8 protein-coding genes and 3 pseudogenes are annotated in these 16,213 nt (G+C 59.4%); 3 read left to right on the top strand and 8 right to left on the bottom strand.

Annotated features, from left to right (window positions below; translation table 11 throughout):
• Positions 1-24: 24 nt before the first annotated feature.
• Positions 25-1,050: pseudogene (gene adhP, locus EV286_RS26510) on the top strand (alcohol dehydrogenase AdhP); the annotation flags it as partial.
• A 59-nt stretch (positions 1,051-1,109) separates the two neighbouring features.
• Positions 1,110-3,458 carry an ethanolamine ammonia-lyase subunit EutB gene (gene eutB, locus EV286_RS26505; RefSeq protein WP_132960178.1) on the top strand — a complete coding sequence of 783 codons (2,349 nt, stop codon included), beginning with the start codon at positions 1,110-1,112 and terminating at the stop codon, positions 3,456-3,458.
• A gap of 1,273 nt (positions 3,459-4,731) precedes the next feature.
• On the opposite strand, the pseudogene EV286_RS26490 reads toward eutB, so the two are convergent.
• A pseudogene (locus EV286_RS26490) lies at positions 4,732-5,301 on the bottom strand (MgtC/SapB family protein); the annotation flags it as partial.
• A gap of 480 nt (positions 5,302-5,781) precedes the next feature.
• Here EV286_RS26490 and treS point away from each other — a divergent pair.
• Positions 5,782-7,431, top strand: a pseudogene (treS, locus tag EV286_RS26485) (maltose alpha-D-glucosyltransferase); the annotation flags it as partial.
• 296 nt (positions 7,432-7,727) lie between these two features.
• Here treS and EV286_RS26480 read toward each other — a convergent pair.
• The 7 genes from EV286_RS26480 to EV286_RS26450 all read right to left on the bottom strand — a co-directional run bounded on the left by EV286_RS26480 (position 7,728) and on the right by EV286_RS26450 (position 16,202).
• Positions 7,728-8,780 carry a sn-glycerol-3-phosphate import ATP-binding protein UgpC gene (locus EV286_RS26480; protein ID WP_132960172.1) on the bottom strand — a complete coding sequence of 351 codons (1,053 nt, stop codon included), beginning with the start codon at positions 8,778-8,780 and terminating at the stop codon, positions 7,728-7,730.
• The gene (ugpE, locus tag EV286_RS26475) at positions 8,780-9,628 is read right to left on the bottom strand and encodes a sn-glycerol-3-phosphate ABC transporter permease UgpE (protein ID WP_132960171.1); all 849 of its coding nucleotides are present in this window, start codon (positions 9,626-9,628) and stop codon (positions 8,780-8,782) included. Before ugpE ends, EV286_RS26480 begins: the two co-directional genes overlap by 1 nt.
• 9 nt (positions 9,629-9,637) lie before the next feature.
• The gene (gene ugpA, locus EV286_RS26470; protein WP_132960170.1) at positions 9,638-10,519 is read right to left on the bottom strand and encodes a sn-glycerol-3-phosphate ABC transporter permease UgpA; all 882 of its coding nucleotides are present in this window, start codon (positions 10,517-10,519) and stop codon (positions 9,638-9,640) included.
• A gap of 62 nt (positions 10,520-10,581) precedes the next feature.
• Positions 10,582-11,892 carry a sn-glycerol-3-phosphate ABC transporter substrate-binding protein UgpB gene (gene ugpB / locus EV286_RS26465; protein ID WP_132960168.1) on the bottom strand — a complete coding sequence of 437 codons (1,311 nt, stop codon included), beginning with the start codon at positions 11,890-11,892 and terminating at the stop codon, positions 10,582-10,584.
• 170 nt (positions 11,893-12,062) lie between these two features.
• Positions 12,063-12,863: an inositol monophosphatase family protein gene (locus tag EV286_RS26460; protein ID WP_132960167.1), complete on the bottom strand. Its 801-nt coding sequence runs from the start codon at positions 12,861-12,863 to the stop codon at positions 12,063-12,065.
• Positions 12,864-12,900: 37 nt separating this feature from the next.
• Entirely contained in the window at positions 12,901-13,965 is a 1,065-nt protein-coding gene (locus EV286_RS26455) for an ABC transporter ATP-binding protein (RefSeq protein ID WP_132960166.1), read from the bottom strand.
• Positions 13,962-16,202: an iron ABC transporter permease gene (locus tag EV286_RS26450; RefSeq protein ID WP_132960164.1), complete on the bottom strand. Its 2,241-nt coding sequence runs from the start codon at positions 16,200-16,202 to the stop codon at positions 13,962-13,964. Before EV286_RS26450 ends, EV286_RS26455 begins: the two co-directional genes overlap by 4 nt.
• Between the last annotated feature and the right edge of the window lie 11 nt (positions 16,203-16,213).

The following is a 16,213-nucleotide window of genomic DNA, read 5'->3' as shown; positions in this document are numbered from 1 at the left end:
AGTATTGCAGTGGGAGGCAAACTCATGGTCAAGACGATGAAGGCCGCTGTCGTTCGACAGTTCCGTACACCTTTGGTAATCGAAGAAATGGCAATGCCCTCGCCGCGGCCGGGGCAGATACTCGTCAAATATGAAGCGACGGGAGTGTGTCATACCGATCTGCACGCGGCCAATGGCGATTGGCCCGTGAAACCGGTTCCACCGTTCATTCCTGGACACGAGGGCGTCGGATATGTTTCTGCCGTAGGAGCCGGAGTGAAGCGAGTGAAGGAGGGCGACCGTGTTGGCGTGCCCTGGCTTCACAGTTCCTGCGGCTACTGTCCGCACTGCCGGACCGGTTGGGAAACGCTCTGTGCATCGCAATCAAACACAGGATACTCGGTCAATGGCACGTTCGCCGAGTATGGACTTGCGGACCCTGATTTCGTTGGCAGATTGCCGGATGGTTTGGAATTCGGCCCCGCTGCGCCAGTCCTCTGCGCTGGGGTGACTGTCTACAAGGGATTGAAGGAGACGGAAGTACGTCCTGGCGAATGGGTCGCCATCTCGGGCGTCGGTGGCTTAGGCCACATGGCCGTTCAGTATGCCAAGGCGATGGGCATGCACGTCGTCGCCACCGACATCTTCGAAGAAAAGCTGGCGTTGGCGAAGAAGCTGGGGGCTGACGTGACAATAAATTGCAAGGCCGGAGAGGCCGTCGAGCAGGTACGGAAGGCAACCAGCGGTGGCGTTCATGGCGCCCTCGTAACCGCCGTCTCCCCTGCGGCCATGGAGCAGGCCTTCGGCTTCCTCAGGTCGCGCGGTACGATGGCGCTCGTCGGCCTGCCTCCAGGGATGATCTCTCTGCCTGTGTTCGACACAGTCCTGAAGCGCATAACCGTGCGGGGATCGATCGTCGGCACTCGACAGGATCTGGAGGAGTCGTTGCAGTTTGCGGCGGAAGGCAAGGTAGCGCCCCATTTCTCATGGGAGAGCCTCGAGAACATCAACGACATTTTCCAGCGTATGGAAGCGGGAAAGATCGACGGCCGAATTGTGTTGCGGATGCAGCCGCGAGCGGACGCACCTCAACCGCATCTGCCCGAACGGGACGACCTGTTGGTGTCGCCATGAGCAAGGGCCCGATCTCTGATCGGCGAATTGTTCTCTCCAGACGAGATCTGCTAGTCGCGGGAACTGCGGCCGCTGCGCTTGCAGGCTACAGTCATATCTCGAGGGCGGCGACCTCCGAAAACGCCCTCGCGATCGACGAGGTGAAAGACGGCGAGGACGTCTTTGCATATGTCGACAGGATCAAAGGCGGCTTCGACCTAACGGCCTACCAGCAGGTCATCGGCGCTTCGAATGACTTCAAGGAAGGAGATCAAACAATCGGAGTGGGTGCCGACAATGAAACAACGCGAAAGAATGCACGCACTCTCCTGGCAAATACGAGGCTCGAGGACCTCTACAGCAGGCCGCTGTTTCAAGACGATCTGCAGCAACTGATCTGGCAGACCACGGATCAGGTCCAGTTCCAAAAGGTCAAGGGCTGGACGATGGGCCAATTGAAGGAATTTCTTCTCGCCGAACCGGAGGACGAGATCAAGGGCGTCATGTACGGCCTGACCAGCGACACAATCGGTTGCGTTCCGAAACTGATGAGCAACGACGAGCTCGTCTCGCTAAGTCGCAAGATCTTCAACGTGCTGCCCGGCACCAAGCTTGGGGCGAAGGGGTACATGGGCGCACGTATCCAGCCCAATTCTCCAACAGACCATCCCGAGGACATCATTTGGCAGGTGTTCGATGCGTTCTCCTATGCCACCGGTGACATCGTCATCGGCACCAATCCGGTAGACAGCACGGTGGCGAGCGTCGCCGCGGTCGAGCAGGCGCTCAAGGACGTCGTCGATACGTTCGAGCTGCAGGAAGTGATCCCATGGTGCGTGCTGGCGCACGTCGACGTTCAGGCGGAGGTCGGCGACAGGTTCCCTAAAACGGTTTCCACGATGTTTCAGAGCCTTGCTGGAACCGACGATTGCAACAAGATCTTCGACATAACGAATGACAAAATCCTCAAGTATGCGCATGCCAAGAAGGGGGAAAGACACGGCCTCTACTTCGAAACCGGGCAAGGCTCTGAATTCACCAACGGAGCGGCGAACGGCGTCGACATGATGGTCCTCGAGTCGCGAAAGTACGGCTTCAGCAGGGCGGTAGGATTCGTATTGGCGAAGGTGCAGCCACAGGGCGCCTGGCTGCACGTCAACGATGTTGCGGGTTTCATCGGGCCGGAGGTCTTCAAGACGCGTGACCAATTGGTGAGATGCTGCTTGGAAGACCTGGTGATGGGGAAGCTTCATGGGCTTACCATCGGCCTCGATATCTGCACGACCCTCCACATGACGGTCAGCCTTGATGACCTGGACTGGTGTCAGGATCAGATCATGCCGGCCAACCCGGCTTATCTGATCGCGCTGCCCACCAAGAACGACCCGATGCTGAGCTATCTCACCACCTCGTTTCAGGATCACGTCCGGCTGCGCAACAAGTTCGGCTACCGGGTCAACGACGCGATGTGGGACTTCTACAAACGACTTGGCATCGTGGATGAAAGCGACGGCTACACCTCAAACTATGGCGATCCTCTTTGGGTGTATTTCCAGTATCGTTTGGCCAAGGGGGACAAAAGGACCCGCGACGAGGTCTACGCGGAAGGCCGGCAGAAGATGCGGGAAATCGAAGAGCGAGGCGTCGACATTGCCACAGGGCACGGACCGAACAAATGGGATATCAATCAGACGCTTGCAGCCAAGGTCAACGGCTTGTATGAGGACGCAAAGGAGTCTCTGTGGGCCGTACTCACGCCGGAGTTCATTGCGGCGGTGCCCAATGTCGTGCCGGTGCGTACCCTGTCCAAGGACCGCAACGACTACATCGCACACCCCGTCACCGGTGAGATGCTGAGCGTGGACTCAATAAGGGACGTCGAAAGAATAAGGGACTCGTGGGGGGAGGATATCCCTCAGGGCCAGATCGTCATCTCCGACGGGCTGAACGCGAAGGCCATCATGGACGATGGGCATCTCGCTCCGTATCTCGAGGAGATGCGCAGGCTGCTCGCCGAGGCGGGCGTCTCAATGAGCAACAAGAACATCCTCATTACCAGTGGAAGGGTGCGAGCAGGCTACAGGATCGGCGAAGTCCTTTTTGCGAAGGCGAATCCCAATAGCTTCAGGGGCATTCTCCATGTCATTGGCGAACGGCCCGGAACCATGCACCACGCCTACTCCGTGTACATCACTGTCGCCAAAGGAAAACGATGGTCCGAGAGGGACATAGACCATGACATCACAAGGCTCGTAAGCAATGTCGCGGACACTGCCCTGCCCCCGAAGGAAGCCGCCAGAGAGACCCTGACCATCATCAGGGAAGTCGTCGGTCGGGATGTGAGTGGCAGTCGTCGTTATGGGTAGCATCGCGCAAAATGAAATGCTGCCCAGTCTGCTGACTAGACAGACAACGCGCTTCAGCACTTCATTCTCGGGCATTCCTTTGAAATTGCTCTGACAGAGCGGAACATTGAAGTCTGCGGCGCCCACTCACCCTTCCGGGCGGCCAAACAAGCCGCACGTTAAGGCGGGGTAGCGCCTTCTTTGGAACACGCCACCTCGGTCGAGGTCTGTATCCGCAACGGCATGTGGGAACGAATCTCTGGACCGGACGCAGCGTTGGTATGCATGAAGAATCGTTGGCCACCGCTCCGCGCAGAACGATACATCGAGGCAAGAGCAGCTTGCCTCGGCGCGCTCTGCGGCATCACGGATCCACTTGCCGCTCGGGACATGTTTATTGCGGCCGGCATAGAGGCAGGCATATTGGGCTACCCCCATCTAGGAGGATCTCATGAACAGCACCGGCCCATTGGCTAAGACAGGCTAGCCGCGATCGTACTCGCATGGTCGCATATACGAGGAAGCCTTTATTCTGGGCGGCATCCTGCCAACCGCGCGGCGACGCGTCTTCGATGCGTCTTAGGATGCCAGACACGGATTGGGGCGGAGCCGTTGTGGTCTGCGACAAAAATGGAGGGCGCATCCCCGTGACCTCTGTAGGCGAAGCTCTAATAATACTTCTCAACACGTGGCCGGCTACTAACGGAGGTCACTTCTTTGCAGGTCTTCCAATATGCTCCGGCGTTGAAGAGGGGCTGTTTACTCCGGCCCTGGCGCGCAGAGCATTCATTGCGGCGGCTCGCGAGGCGCAGGTTGAGCTCGCGCACTAGGCGGGATTGTCGTCTTCGCCCCATCGCTCAGGAGCCAACCGATACGGGGATCCGCTCAAACGAATTGCGACGCCAGACCACCAAGAGGGCTGAAGCGACCGCCATTCGTCAATATGGCCGCACGCGCAAACGACACGCAAAAATCCTAGTGAATACTGGGATCGGACGAGCAGCAACATCCGGGCTTTCGGTCAAGAGTTGCAGTCGAGCCGCTCGACACCCTGGAAGCCAGCAGACAAAGCCATGATCGACATAACGCGCAGACCGTTCGCTGATGGTCCAAGATGGCCGCGCGCTGCGACGCCAGCGCGCGGCCTACCCGTAGCACAGCTCTGTGGCGCGCGGGCTTGGGTTTCAGCACCAGGCGGCAGGCTCGTTCCTGGCCGCTTAAGGCAGTGATCGAGTCTCGGGCTACCTCGAAGCCGGGGTGCCAGCGTCATGGTTCACCACAGCGTCATCCTTGTTCAGGAAACGGTCGACCGATGCACGAAACGGATTGTCTCGAAGCGATCCTGCAGGTTACGGACAACTGCCTCTGCAGATTGAGCATTCGCCGCGTACCAATGCAACTCGTAAACTATCTCGTCGAACTGCCCGTCGTGGTGCTGAATACTTGTCAAGCACGGTTCCAGCCTGTAGGGCAGCTCGGATTTGATCGTCGGAATTGGTGAACCTTTGGGTACCTTTATGCCGACGCAGCCCTTCTGCTCGCAGGAAACCTTCTCTCCAAGGGTCTTGAACGGCGAGAGGATCAGGAATGCCGCGATGGTGGCGATCGCGCCGAGGACAACCTGTCCTCCCCCAAAGCAAAGGCCGATGACTGTGATGAGCCAGAGGGTTGCCGCAGTCGTAACGCCAGTAGCGATATCGCCACGGCGGAGGATAGCGCCGCCGCCGATAAAACCGACGCCGGTCAGAACACCGAGCGGATAGCGCAGGATGTCCATCGACCCGCTGACATTAGTGCTTGTGGCTAGCAATAGATTCGCCTGGATCATCGCAATGCATGCCGCGAGTCCGACCAACAAGTGGTTCGCAGTCCCGCAGCATGACCGCCTTTCTCTCGATTCAACCCGATTACGCCACCGGCGATCAAGGTTGCCGCGATACGCACGAACATGTCATCCCAACCGGGTGTTATCGGCATCAGTTCATCGAACAACACTGATGACCTCCCTTTGTGGACATCGGTGCCGTGTAAACCATTCATGGAATTTCATTGTTCCGAAAGTCAGGAACAATGGACGGCGTCGCGTGTTCTGGTGAAGCCCTCGACGACCTCGTCTCGGAGCCCGCCTCATGAGCTATGCGCCTGCCGTTACCCGAACGTTTCGTGCCACGCGGCGAGCACTCCCCTTGTATTTCGCGGCCGTCTGGTTCGCCGCATCCGCGATCGCGGACCTCGTCTTTCCAGATGCGGTGGAACAATCTTTCCGTGTTGGGACGTTTCACCGGCGCGGCTATTTACATATCGCCACGGCCGTCAGCAACACAGCCGGGCGAGTGATCGCCCCATGACGGCAAAAAGCAGAAATGAAAGGCGCGGCCCTCTGTGGCACAAGGACGCCGTCATCTATCATCTCCACGTAAGGTCTTTCAGCGATGCGAACGGGGACGGTATCGGGGATTTCGCCGGTCTCACCCAAAAGCTCGATTATATTGAATCGCTTGGTGTCAACACCATCTGGCTGCTTCCCTTTTATCCATCGCCCGGCCGCGACGGCGGATACGATGTCACTGACTATACAAATGTCAGTCCCGAATACGGATCCGTCCGGGACTTCGAGGTTTTCGTCACGGCGGCGCATCAGCGAAACATCAGGATCATCGTTGAGCTGGTAATCAATCACACTTCCGACGAGCACCCGTGGTTCCAAAGCGCGCGGCGCGCCCGTGCTGATTCCAAAGAGCGTGACTACTATGTCTGGTCCGACACAGACGAAAAGTTCGCAGGGACACGTATCATCTTCATCGACTCCGAAACCTCGAACTGGAGCTGGGATCCGGTCGCTGGGGCCTACTACTGGCATCGCTTCTACGCGCACCAGCCTGACCTCAATTTCCGTAATCCGATAGTGGTCGAGGAATTGCTGAAGATCATGCGTTTCTGGCTGGACAAGGGGGTCGATGGGTTCCGTCTCGACGCCGTTCCGCATCTGATTGAGCGTGAGAAGACCAAGAGCGAGAACCTCCCGGAAACGCATGCCTTGCTGAAGCACCTTCGCAGGACACTGGAAGAAACGCATCCCGAGGTGATCCTGCTGGCCGAGGCCAATCTTTGGCCGAAGGAGGCGCGGGAATATTTTGGTGAGGGCGACGAGTGCCACATGGCGTTCCATTTTCCCCTCATGCCCCGAATATTCAGTGCGGTTGCCAAGGCAAGCAGCAAGCCGATCAAGACCATCATGCGCCAGACCCTGCCTATACCGGACGACTGCCAATGGGCGATCTTCCTGCGCAACCATGATGAGCTGACATTGGAGATGGTCAGCGAGGCCGAGCGGAATTTTCTTTGGGAAAAATATGCAGCCGACAAGCGCGCCAGGCTCAATCTCGGCATCCGTCGCCGCCTGTCACCCCTTATGGACCAGGACAGGCGCCGGATAGAGCTTCTGCACATGCTGCTGCTATCGCTTCCTGGCAGTCCCGTGCTCTACTACGGCGACGAAATCGGTATGGGCGATAATATCGAGCTCGGCGACCGCGATGGGGTCCGCACTCCCATGCAGTGGGCAGACGAGAAAAATGCCGGTTTCTCGAATGCGCCGCCTTCAGCTCTTGCACTTCCCGTTATCGCCAATGCCCAGTTCGGCTATGCCGCGATCAATGTCAAAGATCAGGAGGACGATGCTCATTCGCTGCTGAACTGGGTCCGGCAGGTGCTCGCTTTGCGGGCCTCACACACCGCTTTCGCCCGTGGGCAGATGCGCTTTGTGAAGACGGACAACGACAGCGTCATTGCCTTTGTCCGAGCCGATGGGGACGACCGGATCCTCTGTGTTGCCAATCTCTCGAACACGGCGCAGGCCACCCAAATTGGGCTGTCGAAGTTCAACGGGTTTACGCCGGTCGAACTGACGGGGGGCGCCGCTTTTCCGATTATCGAGCACAAGGCCTATGCCATGACATTCCAGCCTTACGCCTATTTTTGGCTTAAGCTTGATAAGAATCGGAGTGCGGGCGATCTCGACGCGGAGTGAAAGCAAGCGCCCCCATCCGCGATAGTCATCTCTCTTGTACCACACTTGACCTGAAGATTGTGGACGAACGGCGGCCCGATGCCCTGCATGGTGGATGTATTTTCCAGGTCGCTCTTGCATCGAGCCCCCCTGCGATTTCAGAGAGAAAGGCGAGAGACGGAAGGGGTTATTTTCCCTTGCGGAGGCCTCGAGACGCGTGCGCGAACCCGAACTCAAGGCGCTCCTTCTCCAGTTTCATGCCAAAGAAAGCTAGCTGCCGACTAGCTCTGCGCTTCAGAAATGCGCTGGCCGGTTCCGTCGAAGAAATGCAGGTCCTCCCGAACCGCTCCAATCGACATGCGTTCGTCGATCGCGATCTGCGAGCGCCCTGGAATGCGAAAGACGATGTCCTGTTCGTTTGGCAGGCTGCCATGCACGTAACTTTCGGCACCGACGAGTTCCACGGCCCTGACGGTTACTTCTGCCGTCAGGGCGGTGGGTTTTCCGGTGCCCGCGGGTTCGAGGTTCTCGGGGCGGATACCGAGCGTCCTTGCGTTCTGCGGAAAGGAACGCTCGACGAGATCGAAACCACCCTTGGCCATTTCGAGAAGGTTCATTGATGGCGAGCCGATGAAGGTCGCGACGAATGCCGTCGCGGGCCTTTCGTAAAGTTCAATCGGCGTGCCAACTTGTTCGATTTGCCCTTCATTCAGGACGACAAGCCGATCGGCAAGCGTCATTGCTTCCATCTGGTCATGGGTCACATAGACGCTTGTCGTTGTAAGCGACCGCTGGAGTCGCTTGATCTCGACCCGCATTTGTACGCGCAATTTTGCATCGAGGTTGGACAACGGCTCGTCGAAGAGGAAAGCCGCCGGTTCGCGCACGATGGCCCGTCCCATGGCGACGCGCTGTCGCTGGCCACCGGAGAGTTGGCGCGGCTTGCGCTCGAGGAATGGCTCGATCTCGAGTGACCTCGCGGCCTTCAGGATGCGGCGCTCGATTTCGTCCTTGGGGACGTTGCGGTTTCTCAGGCCATAGGAGAGGTTTTGGCGCACTGTCATGTGCGGATAGAGCGCGTAGTTCTGGAAGACCATGGCAATGTCGCGTTCGGACGGCTCCAACTGGTTGACCTTCCGTTCGCCGATCAATATGTCGCCCGCGCTGATGCTCTCCAGTCCCGCGATCATCCGAAGCAATGTGGACTTGCCACAGCCCGACGGGCCGACGAGAACGACGAGTTCGCCATCGCCGATGTCGAGCGATAGACCCTTGATGATTTCTGTTCCGCCGCCATAGGTCTTGCGGACGCCTTTAAGCTTGATACCGGCCATTATTTCTCCGTCTCCACCAGACCTTTGACAAACCAGCGCTGCATCAACACGACGATGACGATCGGCGGGATGATGGCGAGGATCGCTGTCACCATCACGAAGTTCCAAGGCGTCGCGGCATCGGCAAAATCCACCATCTTGCGCAGTCCGATGATGATTGTCGTCATCCGCGCATCATTCGTGACGAGCAGTGGCCAGAGGTACTGCGTCCAGCCAAAGATGAAGAGGATGACGAAGAGTGCTGCGATGTTCGTGCGCGACAGCGGCAGTAGGATATCCCGCATGAAGCGGAACGGGCCGGCATTGTCGATACGGGCCGCCTCCACCAGCTCGCCGGGAATTGTCAGAAAGAACTGACGGAAGAGGAAGGTCGCCGTCGCCGAGGCCATGAGCGGCAATGTCAGCCCGGCGTAGGTGTCGATAAGGCCGAGGTCGACGATCACCTTGTAGGTCGGGAGGATTCGCACCTCGACCGGCAGCATCAGGGTGATGAATATCATCCAGAAGAAACCCATCCGGAAGGGAAAGCGGAAGAATACGATCGCAAAGGCAGAGAGGAACGAGATCGCGATTTTGCCGACGGCGATTGCCAGGGAAACGACGAACGTGTTCCACAGCATCCTTTCAAGGCTGACGCCGACGACGCGCTCCACGCCGCCGGAGAGCGCCTCTGTGTAGTTCTCGGCAAAGTGCGCGCCTGGCAGAAGGGTGATCGGCGGACGCAGGATTTCCGCCGAGGTCATCGTAGAGGCAACGAACGTATAATAGATCGGGAACGCTACGATGATGATCCCGATGATCAGCATCAGGTGGCCGAGAAGGGTGGCGACAGGGCGTTTTTCAATCATCGGCCGACCTCACCCATAATGAACCCGGCGTTCCACGAAGCGGAACTGGAAGGCGGTGAGTGCGATGACGATCACCATCAGAATAACCGACTGGGCCGCCGAGGAGCCGAGATTGAGATTCACAAAGCCGTCATTATAGACCTTGTAGACGAGTGTTTCAGTTGCCTTGGCGGGACCGCCGCCGGTCACCGCGTGGATAATGCCGAAGGTGTCGAAGAAGGCATAGACAGTGTTGACGACCAACAGGAAGAAGGTCGTCGGCGCCAGCAGCGGGAAGACGATGGTCCAGAAGCGTCTGGAGCCTCGTGCGCCGTCGATCGCCGCTGCTTCAATCAGCGATTTCGGGATTGCCTGCAGGCCGGCGACGAAGAAAAGGAAGTTGTAGCTTATCTGCTTCCAGGCAGCGGCAATGATCACCAGAGCCATGGCCTGGTTGCCGTTGAGCAGCGGATCCCATGGAAAACCGTTGCGCCTAAGGAGATAGGCGAAGGTTCCCATGGCGGGATTGAACATGAAGAGCCAGAGCATGCCGGCGACTGCGGGAGCCACGGCATAGGGCCAGATCAGCAGAGTGCGATAGAAGCCTTGTGCGCGCACGACCTTGTCGGCCGCGGTCGCTAGCACCAGAGCCACGACCATCGCAAGGAGCGCAGTCGCCACGCTGAAGACGATCGTCACCTGCAATGAATGCAGATAATTCTCGTCCGAGAGCACCGCGCGAAAATTAGTAAGCCCCACGAAGCCGCTCTTCAGACCGAACGGGTCCTCGCGCTGCATCGACTGATAGAGCGCCTGGCTCGCCGGCCAGAAGAAGAAGACCACGGTCAGCGCGATCTGTGGCGCGACCAGGAAATAGGGAAGGATCTTGTTGGGAAAGACAACGCGCTGCAATGCGGCCTCCTGCAAAGCGGAAGAGAGGCCCGCGGCGAGGAAGCCGCGGGCAACAGGAGACTTCAGTTGCCGAGCGCCTGCTGGATCGCAGCGTTGCCGCGCTCGACGGCCCGGTCGAGCGTCGTCTTCGCATCCTGTTTGCCGGCAAGCATGGCTTCGAACTCTTCGTTCATGATGTCGCGCACCTGAGGCAGGTTGATCAGGCGAACGCCCTTCGAGTTCTCTGTTGGTGCCTTGCCCATCATCTGCAGGATCGGCGTCTCGCGTCCAGGGTTCTTGTCGTAGAAACCCGACTTCTTCGTCTCCTCGTAGGCGGCCATCGTGACCGGCATGTAGCCGGAAACCTGATGCAGGCGCGCCTGGATTTTGGTCTGAGAGAGAAAGTGGAAGAACTCGGCGATACCCTTGTATTCGGCATCGGACTTTCCGGCGAAGACCCAGAGGCTCGCTCCGCCTGGGATGGTGTTTTGCGGCCGGCCATCGTCCCCGTAGTAGGGGAGCTGGCCGATACCGTAGTTCATCTTGGATTTGATGATGTCGCCAAGCCCGCCGGAGGATTCCGTCATGATCCCGCACTCGCCGGAAGTGAAGAGCTGTTTCGCCTCCGAGGTCCTGCCGCCGTAACGGAAGGTGCCGTCCTTTGCGAGGTCGGCGATCGCCTGAAAATGCTGCACGAAGAGCGGTGAGTTGAACTCAAGCGTAACATCGGTGCCGCCAAGACCATTCTCATTCGTCCCATAGGCGACATTGTTCCACGCGGCGAAATTCTCCGTTTGGATCCAGGTGAGCCACGTCGAGGTGAATCCGCAGGGCGCCGCACCGCTCGACTTGATCTTCTTGGCCGCCTCGAAGACTTCAGGCCAGGTTTTCGGCGGCGCCTCGGCATCGAGCCCGGCCTTGGTGAAGATATCCTTGTTGTAGTAGAGGATCGGCGACGAGGAGTTGTAGGGGAAGGACAGCATCGTTCCGTCCGGCTTCGAATAATAGGCAACGATGCCCGGCAGATATTCCGATTTGTCGAAGGTGTAGCCACCTTTCTCCAGCACTTGGGCAGCCGGCACGACGGCCCCTTCTGCGGCCATCATCAAGCCGCTACCGGCGTCGAACACCTGCAGGATCGCCGGCGGCTGCTTGGCGCGGAATGCGGCGATGCCGGCATTGAGCGCCTCTGGATAGGTGCCCTTGAAGACCGGCACGATCTTGTATTCGCTCTGGCTCTCGTTGAATTCCTTGGATAGCTGGTCGACGACCTCGTTGTTGGCACCGGCCATGGCATGCCACCACTGCAGTTCCGTGACGGCAAAGGCGCACTGTGTGCTGCCCGCAGAAAGTGCGATCGCTGCAGCGGTAACGTGAAGTAGACGTCTGGACATGGTTCCTCCCTCCATTTTGTCGGTCGCCGGAAATCGGCAACTCCCCCGGAAAGACCCTCCTCGGTCCTCCCGAATGCTCTTCTGCTGGGCTGCTCGAGCGCGAAGTGCGTCTCGGTGCACAGCTGTGCACGCGAATAACTAGGACGTCTTCGCGATCTGTCGAGCGGCCCTCAAACTCCGGCGATCTTTCTAAGGTCGTCGATGGCACCGGGAGCGGCAGCCAGCACGGGCGCACCCTTCGTCAGTTTCTCGCCCTCGGTCGGAAAAGGATGATACCAGCCGCCGGCTTCCTTAACGAGGCAATAGCCCGCCATGCAATCCCAGGCATGCATATAAGGTTCGTAGTAGCCGACCAATCGGCCCGCCGCGACATAGGCGAGCATCAGCGCTCCAGAGCCGTTGCGGATGAAATTGCCACCAGCCTCCAGCAGTGCCTCGACCATTTTGCCGACGACGGCGGGCGTGACGTAGTTGTTGGCGCCGATCCCCGTGACGGCATTGCGGATTGTCCGAGACGGATCGAGCGCGAGCCGTTGACCGTTGAGCGTCGCGCCCATGCCAAGGGCGGCGGCGTAGATCTCCTCGTGGCAGGGCGCCGAGATGACACCGACCACCGGAACGCCATCGTGGAGCAGGCCGATCGATACGCACCAGTTTGGCATGCCGTTGACGAATGGGCTCGTGCCGTCGATCGGATCGACAACCCAGGTGAATCCGGACGAACCCGTCTCCAGGCCATGCTCCTCTCCGAGGATGCCGTCAGTCGGATAGGCCTCGCGGAACCGCGCGCGAACAAGGTCTTCCACTTCGCGATCGGCGATCGACACGACGTCCTGCGGATCGCGCTTGGTTTCAACGATAAGCGTTTCGCGTTTGTTAAAATAGTCGAGCGCTACTTTTCCCGCCTCGCGGGCAACCGCTTCGGCGAGTGCCAGGCGTGCTTCGAGGCCGGGTACGACATGCGACGTCATGGGATGGTCCTTCTCCTGAAAATGCGTTCTGCGGACTTCAGCCGCCGATAAGGGCAATGCCGCGATTCTTGAAACCGATCGTCACTTCGGTCTGCGGCGCAAGTGCACGCTCGACGCCGGGATCGACGACGAACAGCATGCCGTTGCTTGTCCTCACTTCATATTCGACGTGGTCGCCGAGATAGGCGGCGTGGGTGATCTGGCCGTTGAACGGCCCGTCCGTCGTCCTCGGTGTCAGGGTGATGGCGTTGGGACGGATGGCGAGCTGAGCCGGACCCGGCCGTACGTTTCGTCCAGCGACCCGATGCTGCAGCCCCTCGATGCTGATCGTGGCACAGTCTCCGTCGGCGCCGACGACATTGCATGCGATCACATTTGCCTCGCCCATGAAATCGGCGATGAAGGCGGAAGCGGGCGTGTCATAGAGGTCGCGTGGCGCTCCAGCCTGGGCAATCTCGCCGTCCTTCATGACGATGATCCGGTCGGAGACCGCAAGCGCCTCGTCCTGATCATGGGTGACATAGACCGCTGTGAAACCGAGGCGTTGCTGGAGATCGCGGATCTCGGTGCGAACGCGTCGTCGCAGACGTGCGTCCAGATTGGAAAGTGGCTCGTCGAGCAGAAGGACCTGCGGCTCGAGTACAAGGGCACGGGAAACTGCGACACGCTGCTGCTGGCCACCGGAGAGTTCCGCTGGCAGGCGCTGGCCCATGCCTGCAAGGCCAACGAGCTTCAGTCCCTCTTCAGCGCGTTCGCGCGCCTCCTTGCGGCGGATACCGGAGGATTCAAGCCCATAGGCGACATTGTCGAGGGCAGTCATGTGCGGAAAGAGCGCATAGGACTGGAAGACCATGGAAACGTCGCGTTCGTTGGCCGGAAGCATGGTGACATCCTTGCCGCCGATGAGGATTCGACCTGCGGAGGGATGCTCCAGCCCCGCCAGCATGCGAAGCGTCGTCGTCTTGCCGCATCCGGATGGCCCGAGAAGCGTGACCAGCGTGCCGGGCTCGATTGTCAGTGACAGGTCCGGAATCGCCGTGAAGGCTCCGAAGGTCTTGCGTACGTTTTCGAAGACGACGGAACCGGGGGACTTCATGCTCATGCGGTTTTCTCCTGACCGAGGGACGAGGACGCGGTGGCTGTAGGGGCGGCAAGGGCGACGCGATTTTCGCGCCGCAACCGCCGCTCACCGACGAGAAGCTGGAAACCGGAAATGACGGTGATCATCACCAGGATGAGGGCCGAGGAATAGGCGATGGCGATGCCATATTCGCCGTTTTCGACGAGCCCGACGATATAGGCGGTCGACATGTTGTACTGGGCACTCACCAGGAAGATGACCGCGCTGATCGAGGTGATAGCACGCACGAAGGAATAGACGAGTGCTGCGGTGATCGCCGGCCGCAGCAGTGGCACTATCACCTTGCGGATGGTCCGGAAGCTGTTGGCTCTAAGCGTCAGTGACGCCTCGTCGAGGCTCTTGTCGAGCTGGCTCATTGCCGCCACGCCACCACGGACGCCGACCGGCATGTTGCGGAAGACGAAGCAGGCCACGAGGATCAGCGCCGTGCCGGTCATTTCAAGAGGCGGCAGGTTGAAGGCCATTATGTAGCTGATGCCAATGACCGTCCCGGGTATGGCGAAGCTCATCATCAACGCGAATTCGAACAGATTTCGGCCGACGAACCTCTGGCGGACAATCAGATAGGCGGTGAGGAGGCCGACGGCCGCCGTCAGCGGCGCGGAAATCAGGGCGATCTCCATCGTCGTCCAGAAGGAATTCCAGGCGACGCCGGTCCAGGCGAGACCACCGTCATCGCGCCAGCCGATGGAGAAGGCACTCACGTAGTGTTCGAAGGTCAGCGTATTGTCGAGACCCCAGGTCCGCACGAAGCCGCCGAACAGGATCATCACATAGACGACGATCGTGAAGATCATCCAGGGGATGACAACCGCGTGCACGGCGATCGACAATCCGCGTGGCAGCGCGATATGGGCGCCGGAATCGCCCTTGCCGGTTACCGTCGCGAAGCTCTTGCCCGAGAGCCAGAGCCGCTGGGCGACGAAGGCCGACATGGTGAAGATCAGCAGGACCATGGCGAGCACGGCTGCACGCGAAGGGTCATTCTGCGAACCGACGACCGCAAAGAAGATTTCGGTCGAGAGTACGCCATGGCTTCCGCCCAGTACCATGGGATTGCCGAAATCCGCCATGCTCTCGATGAAGCCGATCAGGAATGCATTGGCCAGGCCGGGTTTCATCAGCGGCAGCGAGACGCGCCGGAAGGTCCGCCAGCGATCGGCCCGCAAGGTCTGGGAGGCTTCTTCCATCGAGGGGCTTACGCCTTCGACGACCCCGATCAGGACGAGAAAAGAGATCGGGGTGAAGGAAAGCACCTGGGCGATCCAGATGCCGGTCAGACCATAGAGCCAGCGGCCTGGTTCCGTGCCGAAGATGGAGGCAGCCGCCTGGGTAATCACGCCAGCCCTGCCGAAGAGGAGGGTCAGCGCCAGCCCCACGACGAAGGGTGGCGTTATGATCGGCAGGATCGTCAGGAGGCGAAGGCCCTTCTTGAAAGGAAATCGCGTTCGAGTAGCGACGAGCGCGAAGCAAAGGCCGAGGATCGTTGCGCCGCTCGCTGTCATGATCGCCAGCCAAAGTGTTCGCCAGGCAACGCCGCAGCGATCTCCCCCGACCAGGCAGCCGAGGCTCCACACTGACGGATCCTGTATGTTGGCGATAAATCCGTCCGGATTGAAAGAACCGTCGAATGCCTGGAATGCACCGACAAACATGCTGCCGACTGGATAGAAGACAAACACCGTCACCAGCACGACCAGCATTGCTATGGCGCTCACAATGAAGGCATCACCCTTCATTGCGCCGCGTTCGGCGAGACCGAATGAAAACAACAGGATGAAGACAATGCCGAGCAGGATCGCGCCGGCGCCCATCGACGGCTGGCCGTCAGGAAGCGGCCCAAAGAGGCGTTCACTGATCGTCCAACTCCAGCCGGAGAAGGTGATCGCGAGCCCTTGCAGCGCTAGGAAGAGAAGACCGAGCCCGCCCGCCCATGCAAGCAGCGCGCCGCGTGTCCTGGAGACAGAGAGGAAGCGCGCGATGCCGCCGGCAACAAGAAACGCGACGGCGATCGCGAGCCACCATCGACCATGCTGGACAATTTCCAGGATACCGGGAGCCGTGGAGGAATCCCCCGGGAAGCTGGAGAGCCAGCGAAGGCCGAAGAAGCCGCCCTCGATGCGGTACCATGGGAGTAGAATGAGGGCGGCAAAGCCGATGAGAAGAGCGACGTCCAGCCGTCGGTTGCTATTGGTCATGGTCGGATTTG

This window comes from Rhizobium sp. BK251, assembly GCF_004345245.1.
GTDB lineage: Bacteria > Pseudomonadota > Alphaproteobacteria > Rhizobiales > Rhizobiaceae > Rhizobium.
This window is presented reverse-complemented; position numbering and strand designations above follow the sequence as displayed.